The 25328-nt window shown below is 51.9% G+C and carries 19 protein-coding genes; 15 read left to right on the forward strand and 4 right to left on the reverse strand.

The genetic code is table 11. From position 1 onward, the window contains the following. Positions 1 to 70 precede the first annotated feature (70 nt). Positions 71 to 7246, forward strand: coding sequence for a Calx-beta domain-containing protein (locus tag Q7T66_RS05550; protein WP_304932339.1), 7176 nt, complete (start codon positions 71 to 73; stop codon positions 7244 to 7246). A gap of 116 nt (positions 7247 to 7362) precedes the next feature. Here Q7T66_RS05550 and Q7T66_RS05555 read toward each other — a convergent pair whose 3' ends face one another. Then, positions 7363 to 9270, reverse strand: a complete 1908-nt coding sequence (locus Q7T66_RS05555; RefSeq protein ID WP_304932340.1) for an EAL domain-containing protein — start codon at positions 9268 to 9270, stop codon at positions 7363 to 7365. Between the two features lie 26 nt (positions 9271 to 9296). Beyond that, positions 9297 to 9917 (reverse strand): transglutaminase-like cysteine peptidase, encoded by a 621-nt coding sequence (locus Q7T66_RS05560; RefSeq protein ID WP_304932341.1) that lies wholly within the window; start codon positions 9915 to 9917, stop codon positions 9297 to 9299. Between the two features lie 302 nt (positions 9918 to 10219). Between Q7T66_RS05560 and Q7T66_RS05565 the strand changes: the two genes are divergently transcribed. The 13 genes from Q7T66_RS05565 to Q7T66_RS05625 all read left to right on the forward strand — a co-directional run bounded on the left by Q7T66_RS05565 (position 10220) and on the right by Q7T66_RS05625 (position 23315). Continuing rightward, positions 10220 to 12151, forward strand: a complete 1932-nt coding sequence (locus Q7T66_RS05565) for a TolC family outer membrane protein (RefSeq protein ID WP_304932342.1) — start codon at positions 10220 to 10222, stop codon at positions 12149 to 12151. A gap of 262 nt (positions 12152 to 12413) precedes the next feature. Further along, a complete protein-coding gene (locus Q7T66_RS05570) occupies positions 12414 to 12923 on the forward strand; it encodes a hypothetical protein (protein WP_304932343.1) in 510 nt (169 codons plus the stop codon). Between the two features lie 121 nt (positions 12924 to 13044). Next, entirely contained in the window at positions 13045 to 14127 is a 1083-nt protein-coding gene (gene hemE, locus Q7T66_RS05575; RefSeq protein WP_304932344.1) for a uroporphyrinogen decarboxylase, read from the forward strand. 1191 nt (positions 14128 to 15318) lie between these two features. Continuing rightward, positions 15319 to 17367, forward strand: coding sequence for a primosomal protein N' (locus Q7T66_RS05580; RefSeq protein ID WP_304932345.1), 2049 nt, complete (start codon positions 15319 to 15321; stop codon positions 17365 to 17367). Between the two features lie 22 nt (positions 17368 to 17389). Next, entirely contained in the window at positions 17390 to 17641 is a 252-nt protein-coding gene (locus Q7T66_RS05585; protein ID WP_304932346.1) for a DUF2164 domain-containing protein, read from the forward strand. Then, entirely contained in the window at positions 17638 to 18093 is a 456-nt protein-coding gene (locus Q7T66_RS05590) for a lysozyme inhibitor LprI family protein (RefSeq protein WP_304932347.1), read from the forward strand. Before Q7T66_RS05585 ends, Q7T66_RS05590 begins: the two co-directional genes overlap by 4 nt. Beyond that, positions 18090 to 18551, forward strand: coding sequence for a GNAT family N-acetyltransferase (locus Q7T66_RS05595; RefSeq protein ID WP_304932348.1), 462 nt, complete (start codon positions 18090 to 18092; stop codon positions 18549 to 18551). Before Q7T66_RS05590 ends, Q7T66_RS05595 begins: the two co-directional genes overlap by 4 nt. Positions 18552 to 18713: 162 nt before the next feature. Further along, positions 18714 to 19184, forward strand: coding sequence for a MarR family winged helix-turn-helix transcriptional regulator (locus tag Q7T66_RS05600; RefSeq protein ID WP_304932349.1), 471 nt, complete (start codon positions 18714 to 18716; stop codon positions 19182 to 19184). Between the two features lie 149 nt (positions 19185 to 19333). Continuing rightward, the gene (gene ectA / locus Q7T66_RS05605) at positions 19334 to 19870 is read left to right on the forward strand and encodes a diaminobutyrate acetyltransferase (RefSeq protein WP_304932350.1); all 537 of its coding nucleotides are present in this window, start codon (positions 19334 to 19336) and stop codon (positions 19868 to 19870) included. Positions 19871 to 19918: 48 nt separating this feature from the next. Then, a complete protein-coding gene (gene ectB, locus Q7T66_RS05610) occupies positions 19919 to 21214 on the forward strand; it encodes a diaminobutyrate--2-oxoglutarate transaminase (RefSeq protein ID WP_304932351.1) in 1296 nt (431 codons plus the stop codon). Next, positions 21211 to 21672, forward strand: a complete 462-nt coding sequence (locus tag Q7T66_RS05615) for an ectoine synthase (protein ID WP_304932352.1) — start codon at positions 21211 to 21213, stop codon at positions 21670 to 21672. The genes ectB and Q7T66_RS05615 overlap by 4 nt, the downstream gene beginning before the upstream one ends. 4 nt (positions 21673 to 21676) lie before the next feature. After that, positions 21677 to 22603 carry an ectoine hydroxylase gene (thpD, locus tag Q7T66_RS05620; RefSeq protein WP_304932353.1) on the forward strand — a complete coding sequence of 309 codons (927 nt, stop codon included), beginning with the start codon at positions 21677 to 21679 and terminating at the stop codon, positions 22601 to 22603. A 100-nt stretch (positions 22604 to 22703) separates the two neighbouring features. Continuing rightward, positions 22704 to 23315 (forward strand): MarC family protein, encoded by a 612-nt coding sequence (locus Q7T66_RS05625; protein WP_304932354.1) that lies wholly within the window; start codon positions 22704 to 22706, stop codon positions 23313 to 23315. Between the two features lie 73 nt (positions 23316 to 23388). Here Q7T66_RS05625 and Q7T66_RS05630 read toward each other — a convergent pair whose 3' ends face one another. Then, a complete protein-coding gene (locus tag Q7T66_RS05630; RefSeq protein ID WP_304932355.1) occupies positions 23389 to 23910 on the reverse strand; it encodes a hypothetical protein in 522 nt (173 codons plus the stop codon). Between the two features lie 354 nt (positions 23911 to 24264). On the opposite strand from Q7T66_RS05630, the gene Q7T66_RS05635 reads away from it, so the two are divergent. Continuing rightward, the gene (locus Q7T66_RS05635) at positions 24265 to 24630 is read left to right on the forward strand and encodes a BON domain-containing protein (protein WP_304932356.1); all 366 of its coding nucleotides are present in this window, start codon (positions 24265 to 24267) and stop codon (positions 24628 to 24630) included. Positions 24631 to 24727: 97 nt separating this feature from the next. On the opposite strand, the gene Q7T66_RS05640 is transcribed toward Q7T66_RS05635, so the two are convergent. Continuing rightward, complete coding sequence (locus tag Q7T66_RS05640; protein WP_304932357.1) at positions 24728 to 25201, reverse strand: SRPBCC family protein; 474 nt, start codon at positions 25199 to 25201, stop codon at positions 24728 to 24730. Positions 25202 to 25328: the final 127 nt, after the last annotated feature.

The raw sequence follows: 25328 nt of genomic DNA on the forward strand, positions 1-25328 counted from the left end.
CAACACGTTCTCTATCAATGTCCCTGGATCGGATCTTGTTGCCGATGCGGACAAAGTCATTGACGCAAAAGTGACGACGACGGACGCAGCGGGCAATAGCACAACAGCGACGGACACCGAAGGCTACACAGTCGACGCCACTCCACCGGTGCCAACGATTACATTGGCGACCAATATCACGTCTGATGACGTCATTAACGCGACAGAGGCTGGCCAAAACATTGCCATTACGGGCACTGTAGGTGGCGACGCGAAAGTCGGCGATACGGTAACTTTGACAGTCAACGGGCATACCTACACAGGTACGGTTGCAGTCGGATTGGGCTTCAGCATTAACGTGCCGGGATCGGACCTGGTTGCTGATGGCGACAAGACCATCGATGCAAAAATCACGACCACGGACGCGGCAGGTAATGTCGGCACGGGTACGGATATAGAAACATATACCGTCGATACGACCGCACCGACTGTGGCCGTCAATATTGTTGACGCAGCATTGAATGTTGCCGATAGCGTGAGCCAGGTGACTTTCACGTTCAGCGAAGCACCGGTTGGCTTTACCGCTGGTGACATCACGGTTGCCGGTGGCACGATCTCCGGCCTTGCTGCGACATCAAATCCTTTGGTATGGGCGGCCATCTTCACAGCGACGCCCGGCTTTAACGGGACAGGTACGGTCGCCGTGACTGGTGGTAGTTATACCGATGCCGCAACTAATGTTGGTTCGGGTGGTAGCGATAGTGTTCTTATCAACACCGCGCCGGCATTGCAAGTCACCGTTAACGATGCGTTGAATAACTACAACCTTACAGAAGGAAACGGCTACGCTCACTTCACAGTTTCGTTGTCTGCCACCAGTTCGGTAGCGACCACAATTTCACTGGTGTTGAGCAATGGCACAGCAACCGGTGGTGGTGTCGATTACGGTTCGAGCGGTGCGACCAATCTGCAAGTTTCTTTCGACGGCGGTTCAACCTGGAGCAATGCGACATCGGCGACGATTCCCGCTGGCTCAAGCAGTTTCGTCGTGCGTACGCCAGTCGTCGATGATGCGCTGAATGAGTTTAATGAAACCTTCTCGTTGACCGCTACCAAAACAGCCGGCGTCACCAGCAATACCAGCGATAGTGCGACGGCCACCATTCTCGACAACGATTACACCGCGCCTAACATCACTATCAACAATGTCAGCGTGAATGAAAGCGCCGGCACGATGACGTTCACGGTGTCCTTGTCTTCTGCCAGCGGCAAACCAATTAGCGTCGATTACGCAACGCAAGATGGCAGTGCCAAGGCTGGTCAGGATTACGTGGCGGGTAATGGTACGATTAATTTCGCAGCGGGCGAAACAATCAAGACCATCACCATCTCAATCACTGAGGACATGGTCTTTGAAGGAAGTGAAAATTTCCTAGTCAATCTTTCGAATGCGCAGAACGCACAGATTACTAGTCCTATCGGCCAAGGCACGATTGTCGATAACGAAGCGGCGCCCACCGTCAGTGTCGGCAACGTCTCGGTGCAGGAAGATGGAGGCTACGCAACGTTCACAGTTTCGCTTTCCGGAGTAAGTGGCAGTTCCACGAATTTCTGGCTGGGATTGAATAACGGTACGGCAACGCAGGGTCAGGATTTCACCAACGCGCTGCAAATTTCTACCGATGGCGGGACAACCTGGGCCACAACGTCGAACGGCAGTATCCCAGCCGGCAGCACAAGCGCCTTGGTTCGGGTACCGATCATCAACGATACGGCGAATGAAGTAAGTGAAAACTTCACGCTCACTGCCAACGTTACTTCGGGTAACACCAGTAACGCAGCGGCAAGTGGTGTTGCGACGATTATCGACAACGATGCGACGCCGAGTCTGTCCATCAACGATGTGACGGTGAACGAAGCCGCTGGCACTGCAACTTTCACTGTCACCTTGAGTGCAGCTTCGGGTCAAACAGTGACCGTGGGTTACAACACCACCAATGGCACAGCAATTGCAAGCAGCGATTACACGTCAATTGCCAACACTTTGACGTTTGCACCTGGCGAAACGACCAAAACGATCACAATCAATATTACGAATGACAGCGTGTATGAAGGCACAGAGACCTTTAACGTCAACCTGAGCGCGCCAACGAATGCCACGATCAGTGACAATTTTGGTGTTGGTACCATCACGGACAATGATCCTGTTCCAGTCATTGGCAGCATCACCAGCCCATCAGTAGCCGAAGGTGGAGCGTTGGTTTACACCGTCAATGTCACTGGAACGTCCAGCGCGGGTACGACCTTCACCTTTAACCTGGGTGGCGGTACTGCAACGGCGGGTAGCGATTACACGGCAACGCCAACCTTTACCAATGGCGTTACGCTAGTTGGTAATGTGTTGACAGTACCTGCCGGTGTCACCAGCTTCACAATCAGTATTCCTACCGGTAATGATTCACTGGTTGAACCTAACGAAACGGTCAACCTCACGTTGGGCGGTGTGACTGCAGTCGGCACCATTCTCAACAACGACTACGCGCCGGTCCTGGATCTGGATGCTTCCGCCGCAGGTACCGGTTTCACCAACACATATACCGAGAACGGCGCTGCCATTTCTATTGCAGACGTTGATATCTCGATCACGGATCTGGATGGTTCGAATATCCAAGGTGCGACGATCACGCTGACCAATCCACAAACTGGCGATTCCGGCAATTTCGGCAGTCTGCCAGCGGGTATCACGGCCAGCATTGTTGGCAATTCGATTGTGCTGACCGGTTCTGCAAGCATGGCGGATTATCAAGCCGCGATTCGTTCACTGACCTTCGTCAACACCAGCGAAATTCCGGATACCACACCTCGCGTGATTACAGTTGTCGTTACTGACGGCGTTAATAGCAGCAACACGGCAACTGCGACGATCAATGTCATATCGCTGAACGATGCGCCGACCAATACAGTGCCGGGCACCATTGCGGTTACCGAGGATGTCGCAACTTCATTGACCGGTATTAGTGTGGGCGACGTGGATGCCGGTAACAGCAACCTACAAGTTACGCTAAGCGCACCGACCGGCACGCTGACCGCAGTATCCGGTAGTGGTGTGACGATCGCCGGCTCCGGCAGCGGCAGCATCGTGCTGACCGGCGCGCAAAGTGCGATCAATGCTTACATCGCGGCAAGCGGCGTCAAGTACACCTCGGCTTTGAATGCAAGTGACGATGTGACATTGACCGTCACTACCAACGATCTTGGCAACAACGGTACTGGCGGCGCTTTGTCCGATACAGATACCGTTACGTTGCATATCAATCCTGTAGCAGATGCACCGACAGTCGCAGTCAACAATGCGAGCGGCACGGAAGGCCAATGGATTAACCTTTCACTGGCGGCGGCGCTGACTGATACCGATGGTTCGGAAGCGCTGTCTACGCGTACCTTGAGTGCAATTCCTGTTGGTGCAAGCATCACCGACGGCACGCAAACTTTTACCGCGACGTCTGGCAACACATCGCTTAATTTGTCCGGTTGGAATTTGTCCGCTCTGAAATTCCAGGGTGTCGACAACGACATGAATTCAACCAGCAAAACGTACACGCTGACGTTGAGTGCGACCAGCACCGAAGTCGGCGGCGGTTCTGCATCGACCACACAAAACTTCAACGTGGTGGTGGCCGATACGGCGCCGACCGCCAATGCTGATACGGATAGCGTCGGTGTCGGCGGTACGATTACTGGTAATGTAATTAGCGGTGCCGGTGGCAATACGACGACTGGTGTAGATAAGATTCTGCTGGACGGCGGTACGTTGACGGGTATCAGTTACAACGGCACGCCAGCAACCTTCAACTCCGGCTCTGGCAAGTGGACCGTGGTGGCAGCCAATGGAACATTCACCATCGAACCGGACGGCAATTACAGTTACACATCGAAGTACAACAACATTGCGATTACCAATTCTGCACAAGCGAGCTGGGCTCCCGCAACGTCGGGCGTGACATATTCCGGCTTTGACTTATTTTCGCCAGTGAATACCAACGGTACGTTGAATACGGCTTCTGTGGCTTCAGCCGCCGGGCAGAACGTTAATTTTACGACGACCGCCGGTAACGAAGGATTGGGTGTCGAGCAATTGGGTGGTGATGCCAAGCTGGGTACCAGCGAAGAACTTGTGCTGAATTTAGGCATGAACTCGAAAGCAGCCAGCGTCGGCATTTCCAATCTGGCTTCTGGAGAAACGGGCGTCTGGTATGCGTATAGCAGCACTGGGGTACAGGTAGGTACTGGTACGTTCTCGGGCGCCATAACCAACGTCAACATCACGACGGCATCGGCCTTTCAATATCTGATGTTCACGGCAACATCCGGTGCTTATCGGATTAATACATTGTCAGCACAGCAGGATCTGTCGGGCCTGAATCCGGATGTCATCAGTTATACGTTGACTGACTCGGACGGCGACACCAGCACCACTACGTTGACGGTAGGAACGAGTACGCAAGCGCAGGCGGTCGCGGACACAGCAACCGTATATGAATCCGGTCTCAGCAATGGTACCGACCCGGGTGCGCACCCCATCGTCGCGACCGGCAATTTGCTGGATAACGATGCCGGCGTGGGCAGCCTGACAACGATCACCAACGTTGGCAGTTCTGCGCCGGTTAACGGCGTGATAACGGTAATCGATGACTTTGGAACTTTGAAGGTATGGACTACGGCTGATGCGACGCATCAAGCTGGCGACTATCAATACACGTTGACATCGCCGACCGCGCAAGGCAGCACGGATGCGCGCGTATATACCTATCAATTATCCGGTGCTGGCGGTGCAACCAGTAGCGCTACGCTGACTGTAAACGTAGCCGATGATGCGCCAATCGGCGGCAACGTGACGGAAACGTTACATGCTGCGGCTACCCTGCCGACTTATAACTTAGTATTGACGATAGACGTTTCGGGCAGCATGGCGGATCCGGTCGGCAATACCGGCAAGACCCGCTTACAGATTGCGAAGGAAGCGTTAGCTGAACTGATCCACAAGTTCGATGAAATCGGTAATGTCAATGTACAGATCGTATCGTTCAGTAGTAGCGCTACAGAATCAAGCTGGTTTTCTGATAACCCTCAAGGCGCGCTGTCGTATATCAATTTACTGCAACCGTCAGGTGAAACTCGGTATTCGACCGCGCTGAATACAGTCATGAATAATTTCACGCAGCCGGATGCGGATAAGACACTGTTCTATTTCATCTCGGACGGCGAACCAACGTCGGGTTATTCGGTCACCGCAGCGCAACAAACGCTATGGCAAAACTTCGTTACAGCAAATGGAGATATTTCGTTTGGCATCGGTATTGGTGACGCCAGCCTGACGGCATTGAATCCGATTGCCTTCCCGAACGGTACTAATGAGCCTTACGCAATTAAAGTCAGCGATCCCGCCGATCTTGCAGATACATTATTGAGTACAGTCGATCAAGGGGTCGTTCTCGGCAACGTCTCGGTTCTATCGAGTAGTGGCGGTAGCGGATTTGTAATCGGTGCCGATGGAGGTCATCTGCAAAGCGTTGTGGTGGACGGAACGACGTACAACTATTCGGCAGCAACCCCGAACCTTACGATACACACAGCAAAGGGCGGCGATCTCACGATAAATATGGTTACCGGGGAATACAGTTATCGCCTGACGGTCAATACCACCATTCAGGGTCAACAAGAAATTTTCCCGATCACTGTGGTTGATAACGACGGCGATACGAAAACCATCAATCTGACGGTCAACCTCGACTATGTTGCGAACCTGGACGCCAGCCGCGACATCATCTTAACCAACGTGATTGATGGCTCGCCACTGACTATCTCGACGGGTGCTTTGCTGCATAACGATGTCGTCGGTAGCAGCACTACGTTCGGCGGTACCAGCGGTGCGGTCGGTGGAGCAGTGGTGGTCAGTGGCGGCAATGTCGTGTTCGATCCAACGGCGGCACTGACAACCAGCACCAGTGGTTTCGGCGCAAACTTTACGGCGATTACGGAAAGTACTTTTAACAATAGCGCCTTCGCAGGCGATGCTTCAAATAACGCCAAAAATAATACCTATCAGACGGCAATGAATTTGACGAACCGGGCGTTGTTTGGCCCAGTGACAAATGCCACCGCCGCTCTAGATCTGGCCGATCCAGAACTGCCATCAATCAAGGTCAGTGGCACGTTGCAGGCGGTCAACGGCGCGGCTGACAGCGATTACATCAAGGTCCATCTGAAGGCAGGTGAAACCCTCTATATGGATATCGACCGGGGTATCGATGGCGTTGCCTCCACGAGCGTCGACTCCTACCTGTATCTATACGGTACCAACGGCACCACCTTGTTGGCATCGAACAATACATCTGCAGTCATCGAGTCGGGATCAACGTCGTTGTTGGATCCGTATTTGGTTTATACCGTCAGCGTCGAAGGCGACTACTATGTCCGCGTCGCCCAAGGTGCAAACGCATCAGCCACCGATGCAGGCGGCGACTATGACCTGTGGCTGTCGATTGATCCGCAAGTCTTGCCACCCACATCGACCAATGGTTTCATCTATACATTGGATGATTCCAGCGGTCATGATTCAACCGGGGCAACCATCTACGGCGTATCGGGTTCAACGATCGTCGGAAGTGCATCGGACGAAATCCTTTACGGTAGCAACAACGCCGATACGTTGATTGGCGAGGGCGGCAAGGATGTGTTGCTGGGTAATAGTGGTGAGGACATCTTGCGCGGTGGTTCGGGCGATGATCGCCTGGAAGGTGGCTCAGGTAACGATACACTGGATGGCGGCACCGGCAATGACCTAATGGATGGCGGCATCGGTAATGACATGATGACTGGTGGGCTGGGTGCGGACACGTTTGTCTGGCATCTAGGCGATAAGGGGACACAAGGGTCGCCGGCAGTCGACACCATTACCGATTTTAACAATATCAACGCCAGCGATAACCTGGACCTGCGCGATTTGTTGAGCGGTGAGCACAAGACGGGACTGGACGCGAATCTGGAAAATTATTTGCACTTCGAGAAGAGCGGCAGTAACACGATCGTACATATTAGTTCGAATGGTGGTTTTTCAGCCGATACGCACACCATTGGCGTCGGCCAAACGGCCAGTCACGAAGACCAAACCATTGTCCTGCAAGGAGTAAATCTGATCGGTTCATTTACGACCGATCAGCAAATTATTCAAGACATGATCACACGTGGCAAGTTGATTACGGACTGATGATCCGCCGCAAGTTGTGTACGTAAAAAAACCGCTCAGGTTTAACTGAGCGGTTTTTTTATTGGGTAAATGCTGTACGCAAATTTACACTTGCAAGCAGTTTTGTGCCGGTTCGACTACTTCACCACCGGTCCGGTAATGCCATCAAATCCCAACGTCGCCAGCATGTCGACTTCTTCCTGCGAGATCACGCCTTCAGCAAAAACCTTCATCCCGATATTGTGAACAATGTTGGTCAGTCCTTTTAAAAATACTTGATTGCCCTGATTGTTTTGTATGTCGCGAATAAAGCTTGCATCGATCTTCAGGTAATCGAGACCGAGATCATGCAACTTGCCGATATGACTGAATTGATTGCCGAAATGTTCGATGCCGAGACTGCAACCGGTTTTGGAAATCTGTAGACAAAATACACGGAAGGCAGGCAGATGCGCTAGTGCACCATATTCCGGCACCTCAAGCCACAGACGTTTGCTGATCTGCGGTTGAGCAGTGAGTAAGGCGAGTAATGTTTGGCAGAACTCGGGGTCATGTATTGATTGGCCGGAAAGATTAATCGCAACGCCTGGCAACTGCGGATCTTTCGCCAGTTCTGCCAAGCCGAGTTTGACCACGGCCAGATCTAGCTTCGCCGTCATGCCCATGCGTTCGGCGGCTGGCAAGAAGCGGCCAGCTGGCAACCAAGGGCTACCCGGCGTTAACATCAGACGCAATGCGCTTTCTCTGTGAATGATCTGGCCTGAAAAATTCACCACCGGGAACAAGGCGATTTTAGATAGCGCATTGTCTAGCGCATGCTCGATCTGACGGCCCCATTGTTCGGCGCTGCTAGGCGCATCGTCATCGTGGGAAATCGCTTCGCGCACCTTGTTGACGCCGGTCGCTTCTGCCGCGGCCATCGCGCTATCAACTTGCGTTAACAATTCGCCCATCGCATGTTGCGGACGGAAAGCGCCGGTGCCTATAAATGCAATCGGCTCGTTCTGCAAAAAGGCGCGGCTGCTGTTGATCAATTTTTGCAATAACTCGTCACCCATTGCGACGGCATCCCATTGACCCGGGATCATCAGCGCGAAATCGGCGCCATTCAAACGCGCAACCAATGCGTCCGGCAAGCTCATCGAAAATTCTTCTATCGCTTTGCCAACTGCTTGCAATAAGGCGTCTGTCGATTCGCGTCCCAAGCGGCGATTGAGTTCTGTCAGATTGGCGACGCGGATCAGGAACAGTTGGCCGCCTGGGCCTTCTTCAGTTTCCAAGACTGCACGCAAACGCGCCATAAAGTAGTCGCGATTGGCGAGGCCGGTCAATGGATCGTAGTTAACTTCCTGACGCACGGCTTCCAGACGTTTGGCTTCTTCATCAAACATGCTTTTCAAGCGCACGACGGAAGAGTTCATTGCCGCGACCAGTTGGCGCAACTCCGGTACTTTGGGTTCTGGCGTTGTAAAGAAACGACGTTCGCTAATGCCGCGTGCTTGTTCGATTACTTTGGCCAACGGGCCTTTCAAGCGACGCAAAATCAAGGTGCCAAGGTAGCCGCCCAACAGACCGGCAAAGAATAAAGCCGCCATCAATTCCTTGGTGGCGCTCCATAAAGTTTTGTAGGCATGCGATGCCTGGCTTTCTAAAACAACGGAGCCGAGTTGTTTCCAGCCGTCGGTAATATTTGCGACGCCGGGTTGCGCCACGATAGGCAGGCTGTTGATAAACCATTGCGGCGCGCTGTCTTGTGCCGGTTCGGCAACGCGTTCAACGATGACATCACCTTTGGGATCGAGGATCTTTATCGACTGGAAATAGCCGCTGTCGAACAGTGCGGCGGTACTCAACTCCATTTCGATTTGATCAACACCACCGCGACTCAGCGATAGCGCCAGCGCAGCGGCGGTGTCATTGTTTTTTAGTCTCAGCTGCTCTTCAAGATAGACGCGCGCGCCTAACGTCGATGCGAGAAAGCCGCCAACTAGTGACAGCGTCGTGCTGAGAATAAGTGCAAGCCAAAGTTGGCGATACATCGACATATGATTGCCTCTCTTTGTTACATGAATCAATTGAAACCTTCGGCGCGTGCGCGTTGCAGCAGCTCGCTCCAGCGTGATAGTTGTGTGACGCCACCTTTTTCAGGCGTGGTCTTTGCATCGACACCGTTGAAGATGCCTTGGCTGTTAAAACTGAAAACTGGTGATAGATCGGTGCGGCGCGATGCAGGTCTAATATCCGTGATCAGATTGTCGAGTACCAGCGGCTCTGAATCTGGCGACGCGTAATACGCTAGCACCATGTGTGCCTGTTGCAGATTGCTGTTCATGCCGCCTATGCGCGCTTTGACGTAAATCAGGCGAAGCTGTTCGACGGGCACATCTGCATTCAGCAAGGTGAAGTATTTTGCGATCGTGAAGTCTTCGCAATCGCCGGCACCTTTGGATAATGTCTCCATAGGCGTGGCCCAATAATCTGATTGATGCCAGATTTCCTGATCGCTGCTAAAGCGTACGCGACGATTAAAAAATTCGTTCACACGTTTTAAACGGGCGGGCACCGGCAACGCTTTGCTTTCTTGCAGCAGCTGCTGCCAGTCAAGCAATGATTGCGGATTGCCGCCGAGCTTGCGTAAAGTGGCTTGGAGTTGCGTGACATCAAAGGCAGCGACCGGATTCGGAGGCAGCATCAGTATTCCCGCCATGATGAGCAGCAGGATTTGCAGCAAGAACGGCGATCTACGGATGCAATTGATCAAAAGAGAGATCTGTGTGAGGGCCTGCGATGTCTATGAACGCTTTGACCGATTGATCATAGCATTCGCCAGAAAAGGCATGTATTAGAGAGTATCTTCGCTCCATCGATAGTACAAGAACCGTCGTAAGATCGACACTACGTTCACAATAATTCACACTCCGTCATCGGAATGTCTTGTATAAAGTAAGCATTTTATCCCCATCGGTTCCGCGAACCGGTACTAAGCAGGCCCTTATGCGTAAAATTTATTGGAGTTTCCTCTTGCTGTTGCCGCTAGTCGCATCAGCACAGACCTTGAAGGATGCTGCGCAACAGGCGGTGTTAACCAATCCGGAAATCGAGGCGCGGGTCCATGCTTTTGAAGCCGCCGATGGCGAACGTGATGTGGCCTTCGGCGCTTTTCTGCCAAGACTGGATGTGTCTGCTGGTGTCGGTCGTGATCAATATAAAGAGCCGGTACAAACACGCAGCAGCCGCAATTCGGCAACCGTCACATTAACGCAACTGATCTATGACGGCTTCGCCACCAGCAATGAAGTTGACCGACTGGATTTTGCGCGTCGGGTCCGCCTGTTCGAGTTATACGACATCACAGAAAGCACCACGCTGGAAGTCGTGCGCGCGTATGCCGACGTTTTGCGTCATCGCGCATTGACCGGTTTGTCTGAAGAGAACTACGTACGTCATCGCTCCGTCTTTTCGCAAATCAGTGAAAAAACCAATGCCGGTGTCGGTCGTCGCGTCGATCTGGAGCAAGCTGCCGGTCGTTTGGCATTGGCAGAATCCAATCTGTTGACCGATACCTCTAATCTGTATGACGTCAGCACACGCTTTCAGCGTTTGGTCGGTACGCCACCTGGACCGAACATGCAAATGCCGGGCGACCTGAACAAAAACATGCCGCCTAATTTGAATACGGCGCTGAAAATCGCAGACAGCAATCCGGCATTGTTGGCAGCGATTGAAAATGTCCGTTCCGCCAACAGTTCTGCCAAGGTTCGTAATGCGGCGTTTCAACCGCGTTTCGATTTCCGTTTGCGTAGCGATCGCGGTGAGAATTTGTCGAGTAACACAGGCCCGACTGGCGACAGCAAAAGCAATTCAGCCGAAGTCGTCATGACTTGGAATCTATTCAACGGCGGCAGCGATCGCGCTCGTGTACGTCAATACGCCGAGCAGATCAATGTAGCCCGTGATCTGCGTGACAAAACCTGCCGCGATCTGCGTCAGACTTTGGCGATCGCCTACAACGACACCCGCAAGTTGACTGAACAACTGATTTATCTGGATCAGCATCAGTTGTCGATTGAAAAAGCGCGCGATGCCTATCGCATGCAATTCGATATCGGCCAACGCAGTTTGCTGGACGTACTGGATACTGAAAACGAATTGTTCCAAGCCAAACGCGCGTATGTGAATTCCGAGTTTGATTTAAGCGTTGCTTATGCACGTACCAATGCTGGCATGGGGACTTTGTTTTCCAGCTTGGGTCTGGCGCGTCAAGCCGTATCCAAATTGCCGGATATTGCTGAAAGCGGTGAATCTGCAACTGGCTGTCCGCCACTCGGACCTGATAGCTATGTCGTTGATAAAGATGCCTTGAACGTACGAGCCGAACAACTGGTACGTGAATCGGTGGCAGTTGCGGCTGCGGCTACCGCAGCGCGTGCAGCGGCTGCTGCAAATCCGAATGCAAACGCGACCTCGACTTCGCCTTCGCCTTCGCCTGTGATCAGCACATTTGGTACCCCAGCGATGGAACCTGTTGTGACGGCTCCGGATGCGAAGCAAGACGCCAATAGTCCAGCTGCATTACGCAAAGCATTGATCGAATCAATGTCGAGTTGGGTGCATGCATGGTCGGCTCGCAATGTTCAAGGCTATCTTCAAGCGTATTCGAAGAACTTCAAACCGGCGCGCGGCCTGACGCGTGAGGCGTGGGAAGCGCAGCGTACTGCATCGATATCTGGTGCACAGAAAATTGAAGTGTCACTCAGCGATATCAATGTCGACGTTAAAGGTCCGAAATCGGCGACCAGTACTTTTGTGCAGACCTATCGTTCTGCGTCTTATCAAGACGTTGTGCAGAAAACCCTGCAATGGGAAAATCTTGATGGCCGTTGGCAAATCATCAGCGAGACCAGCCAGCCTGTTGTCGCGAAATAAAATTCGCACACACGGTTCTGAAGCATCGACAATGATTCAGCTTTAAAAAATACGGCGCTTAGGTGCCGTATTTTTTTGCGTAAAACAATTAGACGTTGATCGAAATCAAAATCCCCGCAAGGATTTGCAGCACAATGGTTGCAATGCGATGGCAGCCGGATAGATAAACGGCATAGATGCTGTGATGTCGCTGCGATATAGCGCACACGATAGCCGATGCGCCGCGGTACACTGAGCCTCTTCTGATTTGTCACACGCACACATGAACTTCATACTCGATCCCGGATTCTGGGAAGTCGCCAGCTTTGTTGTGACGGCACTCGCTTTACCGTTTGCAATCTTTCTTTTTCTGTACGAACAGCGCAAAGAGCGCGATTCCGAGGATGAAGAGGCGTATCAGCTACTGCAAAATGCGTACAACGATTTTCTAAAAATTGTACTCGACAATCCCGATCTGCAATTGCGCAGCGCAACCTCGCGCAGCGATTTGAGTGAAGAACAACGTGAACGCGCGTTGATTATTTTCGAAATGTTGATCGCCTTGTTTGAGCGCGCCTACATCGTTTCTTATGAACCCGACTTGCGCGGCTTGCCGTTACGACGCTGGGGTTCGTGGGACGATTACATGCGCGAATGGTGCCGGCGTGCAGACTTCTATTATCTGTTGCCGCAATTATTGCGCGGTGAAGATGAGGATTTTGCCAATTACATACGCGTCATCGCAGAAGAAGAGCGCGCCGACAAATTACTCAACATCGGCCATCGTGAATAAGTCATAGTCGATGTAGTGTCAGATCCATCGCGGTCCAGCCCTATCCTCTTTCGGCGATAATAGCGGCTCGTTCCCAGATCCACCCTAATGCAGTGAATTCATACCGAGAAATTCAGTCCTGATGCCTACACAATTTGCTCCGCTCAAGAACGACACCTTTCTACGTGCATTACTGCGCCAACCGACCGAATACACGCCGCTATGGCTGATGCGCCAGGCTGGGCGTTATCTGCCGGAATATCGCGCCACCCGCGCGCGCGCCGGCTCATTCCTCGGCTTGGCGAAAAATCCCGATTACGCAACCGAAGTGACCTTGCAACCGCTGGATAGATACAAGCTGGATGCGGCGATTTTGTTTTCGGATATTTTGACGGTGCCGGATGCAATGGGTCTGGGTCTGTATTTCGTCGAAGGCGAGGGGCCTAAGTTCGAACGCCCCTTGCGTGACGAGAAGGCTGTGATGGCGCTGACCGTGCCAGAACTGGGTTCGCTGCAATACGTGTTCGATGCGGTGACGCAGATACGTACCGAACTCAACGGCCGCGTACCGTTGATCGGTTTCACCGGCAGCCCGTGGACGCTGGCTTGCTACATGGTGGAGGGCGGCGGCTCGGATGACTTCCGCACGGTCAAGGCGATGCTTTATAACCGCCCGGATCTGATGCATCACATCCTGCAAACCAATGCGGTCACGGTTGCCGGTTATCTCAATGCGCAAATCGACGCTGGCGCACAAGCCGTCATGATGTTCGATACTTGGGGCGGCGCGTTGGCCGATGGCGCGTACCAACAGTTCTCACTACATTACATGCGCGAAGTCCTGAAGCATGTGAAGACCGAAAAAGACGGTGTGCGTATTCCAAGCATCGTGTTTACCAAGGGTGGCGGTTTGTGGCTCAACGAGATTGCCGATGTTGGTGCCGATGCGGTTGGTCTGGATTGGACTGTAAATCTGGCCAATGCGCGTGCGCAAGTTGGTGATCGGGTCGCCTTGCAAGGCAATCTGGACCCGACGATTCTGTTTGCTCAACCTGATCAAATCCGGGCAGAAGTTGCCAAAGTACTGGAATCATTTGGCCAACATGCGCCAGGTTCAGGCCACGTATTTAATCTGGGACATGGCATTTCGCAGTTCACACCGCCGGAAGCCGTCTCGGTTCTGGTCGATGCTGTGCACGAATTCAGCCGGCCCTTGCACATATAAATACAAGCCCGCCCATTCGCGGCGCTTGTGCACTAAATTCAAGCTGTGATGCGGAAGGCGGTGCATAAATTGCCGTGCAAACGCTCAGTTTTAGCGCGAAGCAATTAACCTTATGCACAGAAATTGTAAGGCCGTGGAGTGTTGTCGGTTTATCCCGCTCTTAACGTTTCTTAACAAAGCGGATTTTATAAGTCATTGATTTTAATAGATAAATATTTTGCTTTTTGTTTTGGCATTTTATTGAAACCCGCATGAAATCTGGTGTGAGCAGGGGTTTTGGCAGCTTATCCACAAAGTTATCCACAGAAATTGTGGATAGAATAAAAAGCGCTTAAGAAACGTGGAGTTAGCGCACTTGGTGATATTTCACATGAAGTTGTGCCGGCATTTTATTTGCGCAAACTTAACGCCAAAATGCGCGAAATCGAAAGAAGTAGTTGCACTAAACCAGTACTTTTGAAAGTAAAGTCGGAAAGAGCTTTTAGCAAAAACATTGCTTTATAGATATTTTATGTCGTAAACCGCACGAGCTTATTCACAAAATAGTGCGTGAAGATATCAAGAATGACTACTATCTGGATTTTGTAGCTGCATTCAGCAAATTTATATAAGTGTTTGATTTTAAAATACTTATTTATTGCTCCAAACTCAGTTGAATAATTCCAGCCTTCAAGCAGACCTGTATAGGCTTTGAGCAGGGGAGTTTGTCCACAAAGTTATCCACAGGAATTGTGGATAGCTGGAAAAAGCTTTATGAAACCGGGCTTTAGCGAATTTACTTCAAAGACGTATCAAGATCCTCTGCGCTGCAATAAAATTGCTCCAAAGGCTTTTCCGGTTGGAAACAAGCACTTGTTAAAACAGTAATGGAAAATGCATATTTAAATCGCTGTGGGACAATTTTTAAGCGTGAAACAAAAACTTATTCACAAAAAATAGCTTGTGCACAGCAACATGATTTATTTACTAAATTTATTAATTACAAAAACCATCTATTTGTAAGTCATTGATTAAAAACAGTTAAATTTGTGCTTTGGTTTTAGGCAATCTATTGGAACCCGCATAAATACTGGCCTCGCCAGCTGTCAAGGGCCTGTTATCCACAAAGTTATCCACAATCCCTGTGGATAGATTAAAAAGCGCTTATGAAACGGGTAGTTAGATCATTTCCTCAGGTATTACATTAACTCTGTGGAAAATTGCATTCTCAAAGTCGCTCTCGACACGCCGCTTGATTTCTGCTTCGACTATGTTTGGCCGCTAGCAGAAGGAGACGCTCGTCCGCTAATTGGGCAATTGGTGCTGGTGCCGTTCGGTAGACGCGAAGTGATGGGGTTGATCATCGCGGTACACGAGACCACCGACGTGCCGCTGGAAAAACTCAAGCAGGCGATCGCAGTGCGCACGCAATTGGCGCCGCTGTCGCCCGAATGGATTGCGCTATGCGCGTTCGCCGCGGACTATTACCAGCGTCCTTTGGGCGAAGTCGCGATTCCCGGCTTGCCGAAAAATCTGCGTGCGCTCAAAACCACCTCGCTGGACAAAGCCGTCAAGAAATTAGCCAAGGCAGATGCTGTCCACGATGCAACGCCAATCGCGATGCCACAGCTGAATGCCGCGCAACAAGCTGCGGCTGACGCGATTGCTGGCGCGCAGGGATTCGCGCCTACCCTGTTGTACGGCGTAACTGGCAGCGGCAAGACCGAAGTGTATTTGCAAGCCGCAGCGCAAATTCTGGCGCACAGCATCGATGAACATAATCCAGCGCAAATCCTGATCCTGGTGCCGGAGATTAATTTGACGCCGCAGCTGGAAGCAAACGTGCGCTCACGTTTCCCCGGCGTGGCGCTGGCAACTTTGCATAGCGGTTTGGCTGAAGGCGAGCGCATGATGCATTGGCTGGCTGCGCATCTAGGCCAGGCGCGGATTATTCTAGGTACGCGTCTGGCGATCTTGTCGTCATTGCCGCATCTCAAATTGATCATCGTCGATGAAGAACACGATCCTTCCTACAAGCAGCAGGAAGGCTTGCGTTATTCGGCGCGCGATCTGGCGGTGTGGCGTGCGCATCAGTTAAGTATTCCCATCGTGCTCGGTTCGGCCACGCCATCGCTGGAAACCTGGCATCACGCGCAATCCGGCCGTTATCGCAAACTCGAATTGCGCGAGCGCGCCGTCAAGGATGCGGTTTTGCCCAAAGTTGGTTTGATCGATCTGGAGCGTAAAGCGCCGCGCGAACAAATGGTCGAAGGCATCAGCGCAACCTTGATCGCTGCATTGAAGTTGCGGATTGAGCGCGGCGAGCAATCCCTGCTGTTCCTGAATCGGCGCGGTTATGCGCCTGTACTTTCCTGCGATTCTTGCGGCTGGGTCAGCAACTGCACGCGTTGCAGCGCCTACCTCGTTCTACACAAACTCGATAAACGTTTGCGTTGCCATCATTGCGGTTACGAACAGCGCATACCGCGATCCTGTCCGGACTGCGGCAACGTAGATATCCAACCATTGGGACGTGGTACACAACGGGTAGAAGAAAATCTGCAGATGATTTTTCCTGAAGCGCGCATCTTGCGCATCGATGCCGATTCGACGCGGCGCAAGGGCAGTGCGCAGGAAGCGTTCGACAGCGTGCATAGAGGCGAGGTCGATATTTTGATCGGTACGCAAATGGTGGCGAAGGGACATGACTTCCAGAATCTGACCTTGGTTGGCGTGTTGAATCCGGATACCGCGCTGTTCTCGCACGACTACCGCGCCAGTGAACGCCTGTTCGCGCAATTGATGCAGGTCGCCGGTCGCGCCGGTCGCGTCGCGCAGAAGGAAGGCGGCAGCGCGAGTGAGGTCTTGATCCAAACCCGCTATCCGCAACATCCTCTGTATTCAGCCGTGCGCAAGCATGATTACGACACCTTCGCCAGCGAGTTGCTGGAAGAGCGGCAACAGGCGTGCTTCCCGCCATTCATGTATCAAGCCTTGCTGCGCGCGGAAGCGAAAGAGTTGAAGATCGCGCTCGACTTCTTGCATCAAGCAATAGCTTGCGTAGAACATGACGGCATCACGATGAACGATCCGATTCCGATGACGATGACGCGCGTGGCGAATATCGATCGCGCGCAATTGCTAGTGGAATGTTCATCGCGGCCAGCATTGCAGGCATTTTTGAAAATCTGGATTTCAACTTTGCGCGACATGAAGTCACGCGTGCGTTGGTCACTGGAAGTGGATCCGGTCGACATTTAAACTAAATAATTTATTCATTATCATGACTATCAAACTCACTCCTGAAACTGAAGAACGCCTGATCAGTTCCATCCAACGCTATTTCGACGTCAATATGGATGACGGCATAGGCGATCTGAAAGCCAAGCTCTTGCTGGATTTTTGTGTGAAAGAACTTGGCCCAAGCATCTACAACCAGGCGATATTGGACGCGCAATCGGCGATGCAGGATAAAGTCGCTGAACTGGATGTCAGTTGCTACGAGGCCGAGTTTTCTTACTGGGGGAAGAAATGATTAGTCGTCACCTGATTGCCTGCGCCTTGTTCGCGCTCAGCGCATCTGCCATTGCGCAGAATCAAGGCTTGCTGCAAGAATCGCTGAAAGATTGCGACAAGAATCAGCTGGCCATGAACGTTTGCGCCAGCTATCGTTTTGAGCAAGCGGATAAAGCTCTGAATGAGCAATACAAACAAAATTTGGCAGCGATAAAAGAGCAGCCTGCACAAACACGCTTGCGTGATGCGCAACGCGCCTGGCTGACATTCCGCGACAAGGATTGTCTGGCCGATACCGGCCCGCGCGAAGAGTCCGGTTCGATCTGGCCTTTGCTGCATTTCTCTTGCCTGGAAAAGCACACGACGCGTCGAACCGAAGATTTGAAAGTGCAGGCTTGCGGCATGCAAGGATGCACGAATGATGCACCGGACGTTAAGCCGAACAGAAAAGCAGAAACAAAAGCGCAATGATCACTTGGCAATGGGCGGCTTTTGATGAACTTGATGCCGCGACCTTGTGCGCAGTGCTCGCTGCCCGGCAAGACGTGTTCGTGCTGGAGCAGCAATGCCTGTATGCGGATATCGACGGCAAGGACCAACGCGCTTTTCATCTGATTGGTCGCGAACAAGAATTACAGCAGAAGTCGCAAGAACTAGTCGCTTATCTACGTTGTTTTGCGCCCGGCGATCACTATCCAGAAGCCGCGCTGGGTCGCGTGCTGACTGTGCAATCTGCACGCGGCCGTGGCTATGGCAAACAGTTGATGGCAGAAGGCATGCGCTGCGTAGCGCAATATTTTCCCGGCTCCGCAATCCGCATTTCAGCGCAAGCACATCTGGAACATTTCTACGGCGAGTTCGGCTTTCTTCGCGACTCGGACACCTATCTGGAAGACGGCATTCCCCACATCGCAATGCTCAAGAAATGATTCGCTCAAGTATTATTCGCATACGAATGATTTGACTTCAACTGATGTCGTCGCTACAATGGCTGCTCATTAATCAAGCAACCGGGATATCAAAAACAGGAAAATGTGAGCTTGTTGTGATGCGACGCGACAGAATGAAAAGATGTCGCTAAACTCGCGGTCATGAATGACATCACCCAACTTGTTGCTGTAAATGATTCGATTCGCATTTTGCAAAGCGTACGTCGCATTGCTCAATGTGTAGAGCACCATTCAAAGCGTCTAGCGGTCACACACAACATCACATCGCCACAACTCGTGGCACTTCTTGCAATTGCGGAATTGGGGCCGAGCACGCTCAAATCCATAGGGCGTGCGATCCAACTCAGTCCAAGTACCGTGGTCGGCATTGTTGATCGGCTGGAAGAAAAGGGTTTGGTGCAACGACAGCGCGATACGCGCGATCGTCGCAATGTATTTGTCGCAGTGACAGTGGCGGGCCAATTGGTTCTGGCCAATGCCCCGTCGGCATTACCGAACGGTTTTGGCAGCGCGCTTGGCGCCTTGCCAGAAACTGATCGTCAGGCTTTAGTCATCACGCTGGAACAATTCGCCTCTTTGCTCGAAGCAAAAATACCTGCCGAACCTGTGTAGAAACAGAATGCTTAGTACAGATATTTAGTACGAATACTTAGTACATATATCCACGCATTCCTGCGCAAACCTGATCTCCCCTTTAACCGACGAGTGACACTGTGGCCAAACCGGCTACGGGGATCGCTTTTCTCGTAAAAGGAGAAAGCATGAACGCACGCGCACCAGCAACATTTGCGCCCACATCAGCCGATCACCTCGTGCTGCGCATTCCGGACCGCCGCGACGGCGCCTATCTGCACGATTTGATCGCAGCTTGTCCGCCACTAGATCTTAACTCGCGCTACGCCTATTTGATGCAGTGCGAACACCACGCTAATACCTGCGTGGTAGCGGAATTCAATGGTGAGCTGGCGGGTGCCATCACCGCCTACATTCCACCGTCGCAACCGGACACGCTATTCATCTGGCAAGTCGCGGTAGCGCCGACTATGCAAGGTCAGCGACTCGGTTCACGCATGCTCGACAGTTTGACCGAGCGTTGCGCACATACCCACGGCTTCACCACGATCGAAGCCACCATCAGCCCAAGCAATATAGGCTCGCAAAAATTATTCGCCAGTTATGCGCGACGTCATCACGTCGACATCAAGGGCCGACCTTATCTCACCGCTGTCGATTTTGGCGGCGGCCGGCATGAAGAAGAATGGCTATATCAAATCGGTCCCCACTTGCACGTTGCTTGATCGCGCGTAGCCGGACCATCCCATCAATCATCCATCAGGAGAAACATGATGCGTATTTTTAATCGACTTGAATCAGAAGTTCGCGGATACATCCGCTCGTTCCCAACCATATTTTCGAAAGCCCAGAATGCGGTGCTGACCGACGAAGGCGGCACCACGTATATCGACTTTCTGGCCGGCGCCGGTACCTTGAACTACGGCCACAATAACCCGGTGATGAAGCAGGCTGTCATCGACTATCTGGCGGAAGACGGCATCATCCACGGTCTTGATATGGCAACCAGCGCCAAGAAAGCGTTTCTACAAACGTTTGAAAGTCATGTGCTGAAGCCGCGCAGCATGCAATACAAAATGCAATTCACCGGTCCGACTGGTACCAACGCAGTGGAAGCCGCGATCAAACTTGCGCGCAATGTGACAGGTCGCCAAATGGTGATTTCATTCACCAATGGTTTCCATGGTGTATCGCTGGGTGCGTTGGCATTGACCGGCAATCGCAAGTTCCGCGATGCAGCTGGAGTAGCGCTGTCCGATGTGCATCGCGCGCCGTACTCAGGCTACTTCGGCCAGAACATCGACACGATTGCGATGCTAGACAAATTGATCGCTGATCCGAGTAGCGGCGTTGATCTGCCGGCCGCCATCATCGTTGAGTGTGTACAAGGCGAAGGTGGTTTGAATGTCGCCGGTTTGAACTGGTTGAAAAAGCTCGAGCAACTCTGCAAGCGTCACGAAATTCTGTTGATCGTTGATGACATTCAAGCGGGTTGCGGTCGTACCGGTACATTCTTCAGTTTCGAACCTGCAGGCATCAAACCAGACATCATCACCTTATCAAAATCATTGTCCGGTTTCGGTTTGCCTATGGCGATACTGTTGATGAAGCCTGAGCTGGATATCTGGAAGCCAGGCCAGCACAACGGCACCTTCCGTGGCAACAACATGGCGTTTGTCACGGCGACCGCCGCGCTGGAACACTACTGGCGCGACAACAAATTCCAAGCAGCTATTCAAAAGAAAGCGCTGACGATAGAGATCTTCCTCGACAAGCTGGTCGATAGTTATCCAGCCGCCAAACTCACACGTCGCGGTCGCGGCATGATGCAAGGTATCGCGTGTGCTGATGCTGCACTGGCTGATCGCATTACCTCGATCGCATTTCAAAATGGTTTGATTATCGAAACCTCGGGCGGCGAGGATGAAGTCGTCAAATTGCTAATGCCATTGACCATCGAGCAAGAAACCTTGCTGGCCGGTCTGGATATTCTGGAACATGCAGTAGCAGAAGCGGTGACGGAAACAGCTGAATCCAATGTCGAATCCGACAAAGAGGTGACAGTATGATCGTCCGCACCCTCAAAGAAATTATCGATACGCCACGTGACGTCAAGGCCAAGACTTGGTGCAGCCGTCGCCTGCTATTGCAAGAAGACGGCATGGGTTTCTCCATGCATCACACGGTGATTTATGCCGGCACGCAAACACACATCTGGTATCAACATCATCTGGAAGGCGTGTACTGCGTCGAAGGCGTCGGCTCGGTTGAGCTAATTCCTTCCGGCGAAACTTTCCGTATTGAGCCGGGTACTTTGTACGCGCTCAACAAGAACGATGAACATTGGTTGCGTGCAGAAACCGATCTGCATTTGATCTGTACTTTCAATCCGCCACTGATTGGTGACGAGACGCATGATGAAAATGGTGTGTATGCAGCACCGCCTGCGCCCGCTAGCAAAACTGCAAGAACGGGTCTTGCCCAGCAAACTAAAGCCAATATCGATACAAACACGATCGAAGCTTAAGGAGATGATTATGCTTTCTCAAGATGCCTATCCCACACGTACACAGAACAGCGCCGCCATCCTCGCGCGGCATGATCCTGTCGTCTACGAACGCGAAATCGCGACCAAGCGAAACACAGGTTTAAGCGCAAGCCAGCGCGACACATATCAGCAAAACGGATTCTTGCTGATGCCCGAGTTATTCAATCAAGAAGAAGTCGGCTTTCTATTCGACGCGATGCAAGGCATGCGTGAAGAATTTACGCATGCAAGTCGCAAGGAAGTGATCGCCGAGCCGGGTAGTGGCGAAGTGCGTTCGATTTTCAACGTGCATAGATTGAATGAAATCTTCGCCAACCTGGTACGCGATCCGCGTGTGTTGAATGTGGCGCGCGAAATTCTAGGCAGCGAAGTTTATATTCATCAATCGCGCATCAACTACAAGCCTGGTTTTACCGGCAAAGAGTTTTACTGGCATTCGGATTTCGAAACATGGCATAGCGAAGATGGCATGCCGTCTATGCGTGCGCTGAGTTGTTCGATTTTGTTGACCGATAACAGCGATTGCAATGGACCACTGATGTTGATCCCTGGTTCGCATCATCACTATGTTTCTTGCATGGGCGAGACGCCGGATGAGAATTACAAAACCTCATTGAAGAAGCAGGATGTCGGCGTGCCCGATCAAATCCTGCTGCGCTATTTGGCCGATATGGGTGGCATCAAATCTTGCGCCGGTAAAGCCGGCTCAGTGGTTTTCTTCGACTGCAATACTATGCACGGCTCTAACGGCAACATCACGCCTTACCCGCGCAGCAATGTGTTCTTCGTCTATAACAGTATCGCCAATCAGCTTGAGTCGCCTAAAGGTGGCTTGACGCCACGCCCTGAATTTGTGGCCACGCGTGACGGCATTGCGCCACTTGCGCCGCAAGAGCTGGCGGTAGATTAAAACGGCTTTAAGTTAAAACAAACCACCGAGTTTGCTGCTGCCGTATTTGTACGAATGCGGTAGTAGACAACTTGTCGACGCAAACTTTCATAGGGAATTGATGGAAGCTTATCTGCGTTCTTTTGCCTTGTTCTTCGCGTTGTTCAATCCCTTCTTGATGAGCATCTATTTGCTCGACCTGATTCGGGGTTTGCCTACGCCCACGTTCGCGCGCGTGTTGATACGCGGCAGTCTAATTAGTGCGTGTGTATTCACTTTGTTTGCGTGGGGCGGCGAAGCATTTTTTCGCGATACCTTGCAAGTACGATTTGCATCCTTCCAGATTTTTGGCGGGATTGTTTTCTTGCTGATCGGTTTGCGTTACGTGTTTTCCGGCGCGCATGCGATTGAAAGCATGCGCGACAATCCGGCCGCCATCGCGGGCAGTATCGCGATGCCTATCATGATCGGTCCCGGCACTGTCAGTGCAGCAGTGGTGATCGGCACGCGCTTGCCATTGGCGGGTGCGGCAGCGGTCATCGTTTGCACGTTGGTATTAACGGTGGCGATATTGGTCGCGATGAAAATCGCGCATGACAAATTGAAGGAAAAACATGCTGCCATGACCGATCGTTATATCGATCTGGTAGGTCGTATGTCTGCGCTGCTGATCGGGACGATCGCGATCGATATGATCATTACCGGTTTGGAGAGTACGGGTTTTATCGGCTAAATTTTCGACTGAATTTCATCAGCAAGTTGCCGATGAAATTCAGTTTGCTCAGCGCTCGCCGCTTCGAAATAAATTAAACGAATATCGGCGACGACAGCGGATCAAAGTCGGCCCAATCGCCATTCACAATTTGACCTTCCGAACGTTCAATGCACGTTGCACCGAGTGCGCGGAAAGTGTCGATGGCTTTCTCTTCTTCATCTTCGCTAGTCACACTGACCGCAACCAGCATGCCGGATTTGCGCAGCGGTGGAATGTCTTTGTTTTCGTCGGTAGCAGATAAAGATCCCATCAGCGAGCCAATATGCGCGCCAACCAACGCGCCAGTAATTGCACCTAGCGGCCCGGCTGCTGCACCCGCGGCGCCACCGACAATTCCACCCGCACCCAAACCTACGGCCGTACCTTTGTCGCTATCTTCGGCGCCTGGCGATTCGTCTCTGTCGCCGCCTATCGGAAACATGTCATGTTGCCCCGCCGGATTCACGTAAAAAGAACTAATCTGTTCGGTCGGTGCGCCTGCGCGCTGCAACGCAGCAATCGCTTGTTGCACCTCGTCTTGTTGCTCAAAGCGTCCGGCGATGATTACGGTCATGACAGCCTCCTGTTAGTTATGCTCGCAGCTAGCGAGTTGTGATTACTTGACTGTTAAAACGCTGTGTGAGTTCCAAAGCGGTGCAGCGCTGACGGCGTATGCCGTGGCTGTTTTCACAAATTGTCAGCGCGCACTGTCAGAGGATTTTTCAAACATCTAGAACGGATGTTGCTACCAAGCTACATAAGCGACGATAGACGCTGATCAAGGTCAATTTTGCTCAAAAAAATAGCGCGAACAATCCCCCTTTTCATAAATGCTGTGGCTATACTAATTTCGGAAGCAGTTTTAGCTTTCAATAATAGGTTTTCTCAAAAATCAATAATTACCAAAATAAATATAGAGGAGCACACTATGAAACAGATCCACAGCGCTTTGGCCTTGGTCGCTTTTTCGGCAGTTCTGGCAGGTTGCGCCACCACTGAAGCAGAAGCTACAAAAGCAGCTCCAGCACCTGCGCCAGCTGCAGCCGCACAAGCTCCAGCAGTAGCGGCAAAACCTGCTGCTGCAGATGCTGCATTGACACAAGCGGTAACAGCTGCTCTGGCTAAAGAAGCAGAATTAAAGGGCACAAAAGTTACTGCCGCTGCGACAACTGATGGCGCGGTAACCCTGTCCGGCACTGTTAAAAACGACTGGCAGCAGTATGTGGCAGGCGAAGCTGCCAAAAAAACAGCTGGCGTCAAATCAGTTAAAAACTCAATCAAAGTACCTGATTGATTTTTGAGCGAGCAAAAGAAAAACGCCGGGCATGCCCGGCGTTTTTTATTGTCTTCAGCAAAACGTTGGAATCGTTCAACGTTCTATCACCAAGAAATCAGATCGGCAATTCAAGTCGACCTTCTTCAGCCAGCTGGCGGATGATGCGTATCGTATCGATATCCGCTTCCTGATAAGCCGAACGACGGAACTCGTTATAAAACGCATCCATATCGTCATCAGCGAAGCCGCTCTCATAAGAAAAGCGTACAAACAAGGCACCCGGCTGCGGCTCTTCTATCGTCACTACTAAACTGGATGCGGGAATATCTTCTTGCGCCGGCACGTCATAATGCACTTTTTCCTGCGGCGTGAAAGTGACGTGATCATGAATCAGCAAGTCGTTGTAACGCAGCGCACGCGACAGCACATTGCCTTGGCGCTCCAGCAGATCGCATTCATCCAGCCACGGGATAAATAATTTTGGCGCTTCGGCGCGCATGACCAGCCCGCGCCAAAGTTGATCGCGAGTCAGCGTATCGATCAGGGGGTTGAGCGGATCATTGATTTCAATCAGATGCTGGAATTGCATGGCGTACGCGTTTCATGAAAATGGTGGATAGATATTGGGCAAGGCGCACCGGACAGCCATGTTTTTTGTTTTATTGGCGTGCTGATGCGAGCTCACTGACATTGTACTGTGCAGCGGACTTGCTAGC

Source organism: Herminiimonas sp. (assembly GCF_030655415.1).

Bases quoted from the DNA above. Each gene is read 5' to 3' on its own strand.
- Q7T66_RS05565 (WP_304932342.1), top strand. From the start codon at position 10,220: ATGCGTAAAATTTATTGGAGTTTCCTCTTGCTGTTGCCGCTAGTCGCA.
- Q7T66_RS05630 (WP_304932355.1), bottom strand. From the start codon at position 23,910: ATGACCGTAATCATCGCCGGACGCTTTGAGCAACAAGACGAGGTGCAA.
- Q7T66_RS05555 (WP_304932340.1), bottom strand. From the start codon at position 9,270: ATGTCGATGTATCGCCAACTTTGGCTTGCACTTATTCTCAGCACGACG.
- Q7T66_RS05640 (WP_304932357.1), bottom strand. From the start codon at position 25,201: ATGCAATTCCAGCATCTGATTGAAATCAATGATCCGCTCAACCCCCTG.
- Q7T66_RS05625 (WP_304932354.1), top strand. From the start codon at position 22,704: ATGGAAGCTTATCTGCGTTCTTTTGCCTTGTTCTTCGCGTTGTTCAAT.
- Q7T66_RS05585 (WP_304932346.1), top strand. From the start codon at position 17,390: ATGACTATCAAACTCACTCCTGAAACTGAAGAACGCCTGATCAGTTCC.
- thpD (WP_304932353.1), top strand. From the start codon at position 21,677: ATGATTATGCTTTCTCAAGATGCCTATCCCACACGTACACAGAACAGC.
- ectA (WP_304932350.1), top strand. From the start codon at position 19,334: ATGAACGCACGCGCACCAGCAACATTTGCGCCCACATCAGCCGATCAC.
- Q7T66_RS05570 (WP_304932343.1), top strand. From the start codon at position 12,414: ATGAACTTCATACTCGATCCCGGATTCTGGGAAGTCGCCAGCTTTGTT.
- Q7T66_RS05635 (WP_304932356.1), top strand. From the start codon at position 24,265: ATGAAACAGATCCACAGCGCTTTGGCCTTGGTCGCTTTTTCGGCAGTT.
- Q7T66_RS05600 (WP_304932349.1), top strand. From the start codon at position 18,714: ATGAATGACATCACCCAACTTGTTGCTGTAAATGATTCGATTCGCATT.
- ectB (WP_304932351.1), top strand. From the start codon at position 19,919: ATGCGTATTTTTAATCGACTTGAATCAGAAGTTCGCGGATACATCCGC.
- hemE (WP_304932344.1), top strand. From the start codon at position 13,045: ATGCCTACACAATTTGCTCCGCTCAAGAACGACACCTTTCTACGTGCA.
- Q7T66_RS05595 (WP_304932348.1), top strand. From the start codon at position 18,090: ATGATCACTTGGCAATGGGCGGCTTTTGATGAACTTGATGCCGCGACC.
- Q7T66_RS05560 (WP_304932341.1), bottom strand. From the start codon at position 9,917: ATGCTGCCTCCGAATCCGGTCGCTGCCTTTGATGTCACGCAACTCCAA.
- Q7T66_RS05590 (WP_304932347.1), top strand. From the start codon at position 17,638: ATGATTAGTCGTCACCTGATTGCCTGCGCCTTGTTCGCGCTCAGCGCA.
- Q7T66_RS05615 (WP_304932352.1), top strand. From the start codon at position 21,211: ATGATCGTCCGCACCCTCAAAGAAATTATCGATACGCCACGTGACGTC.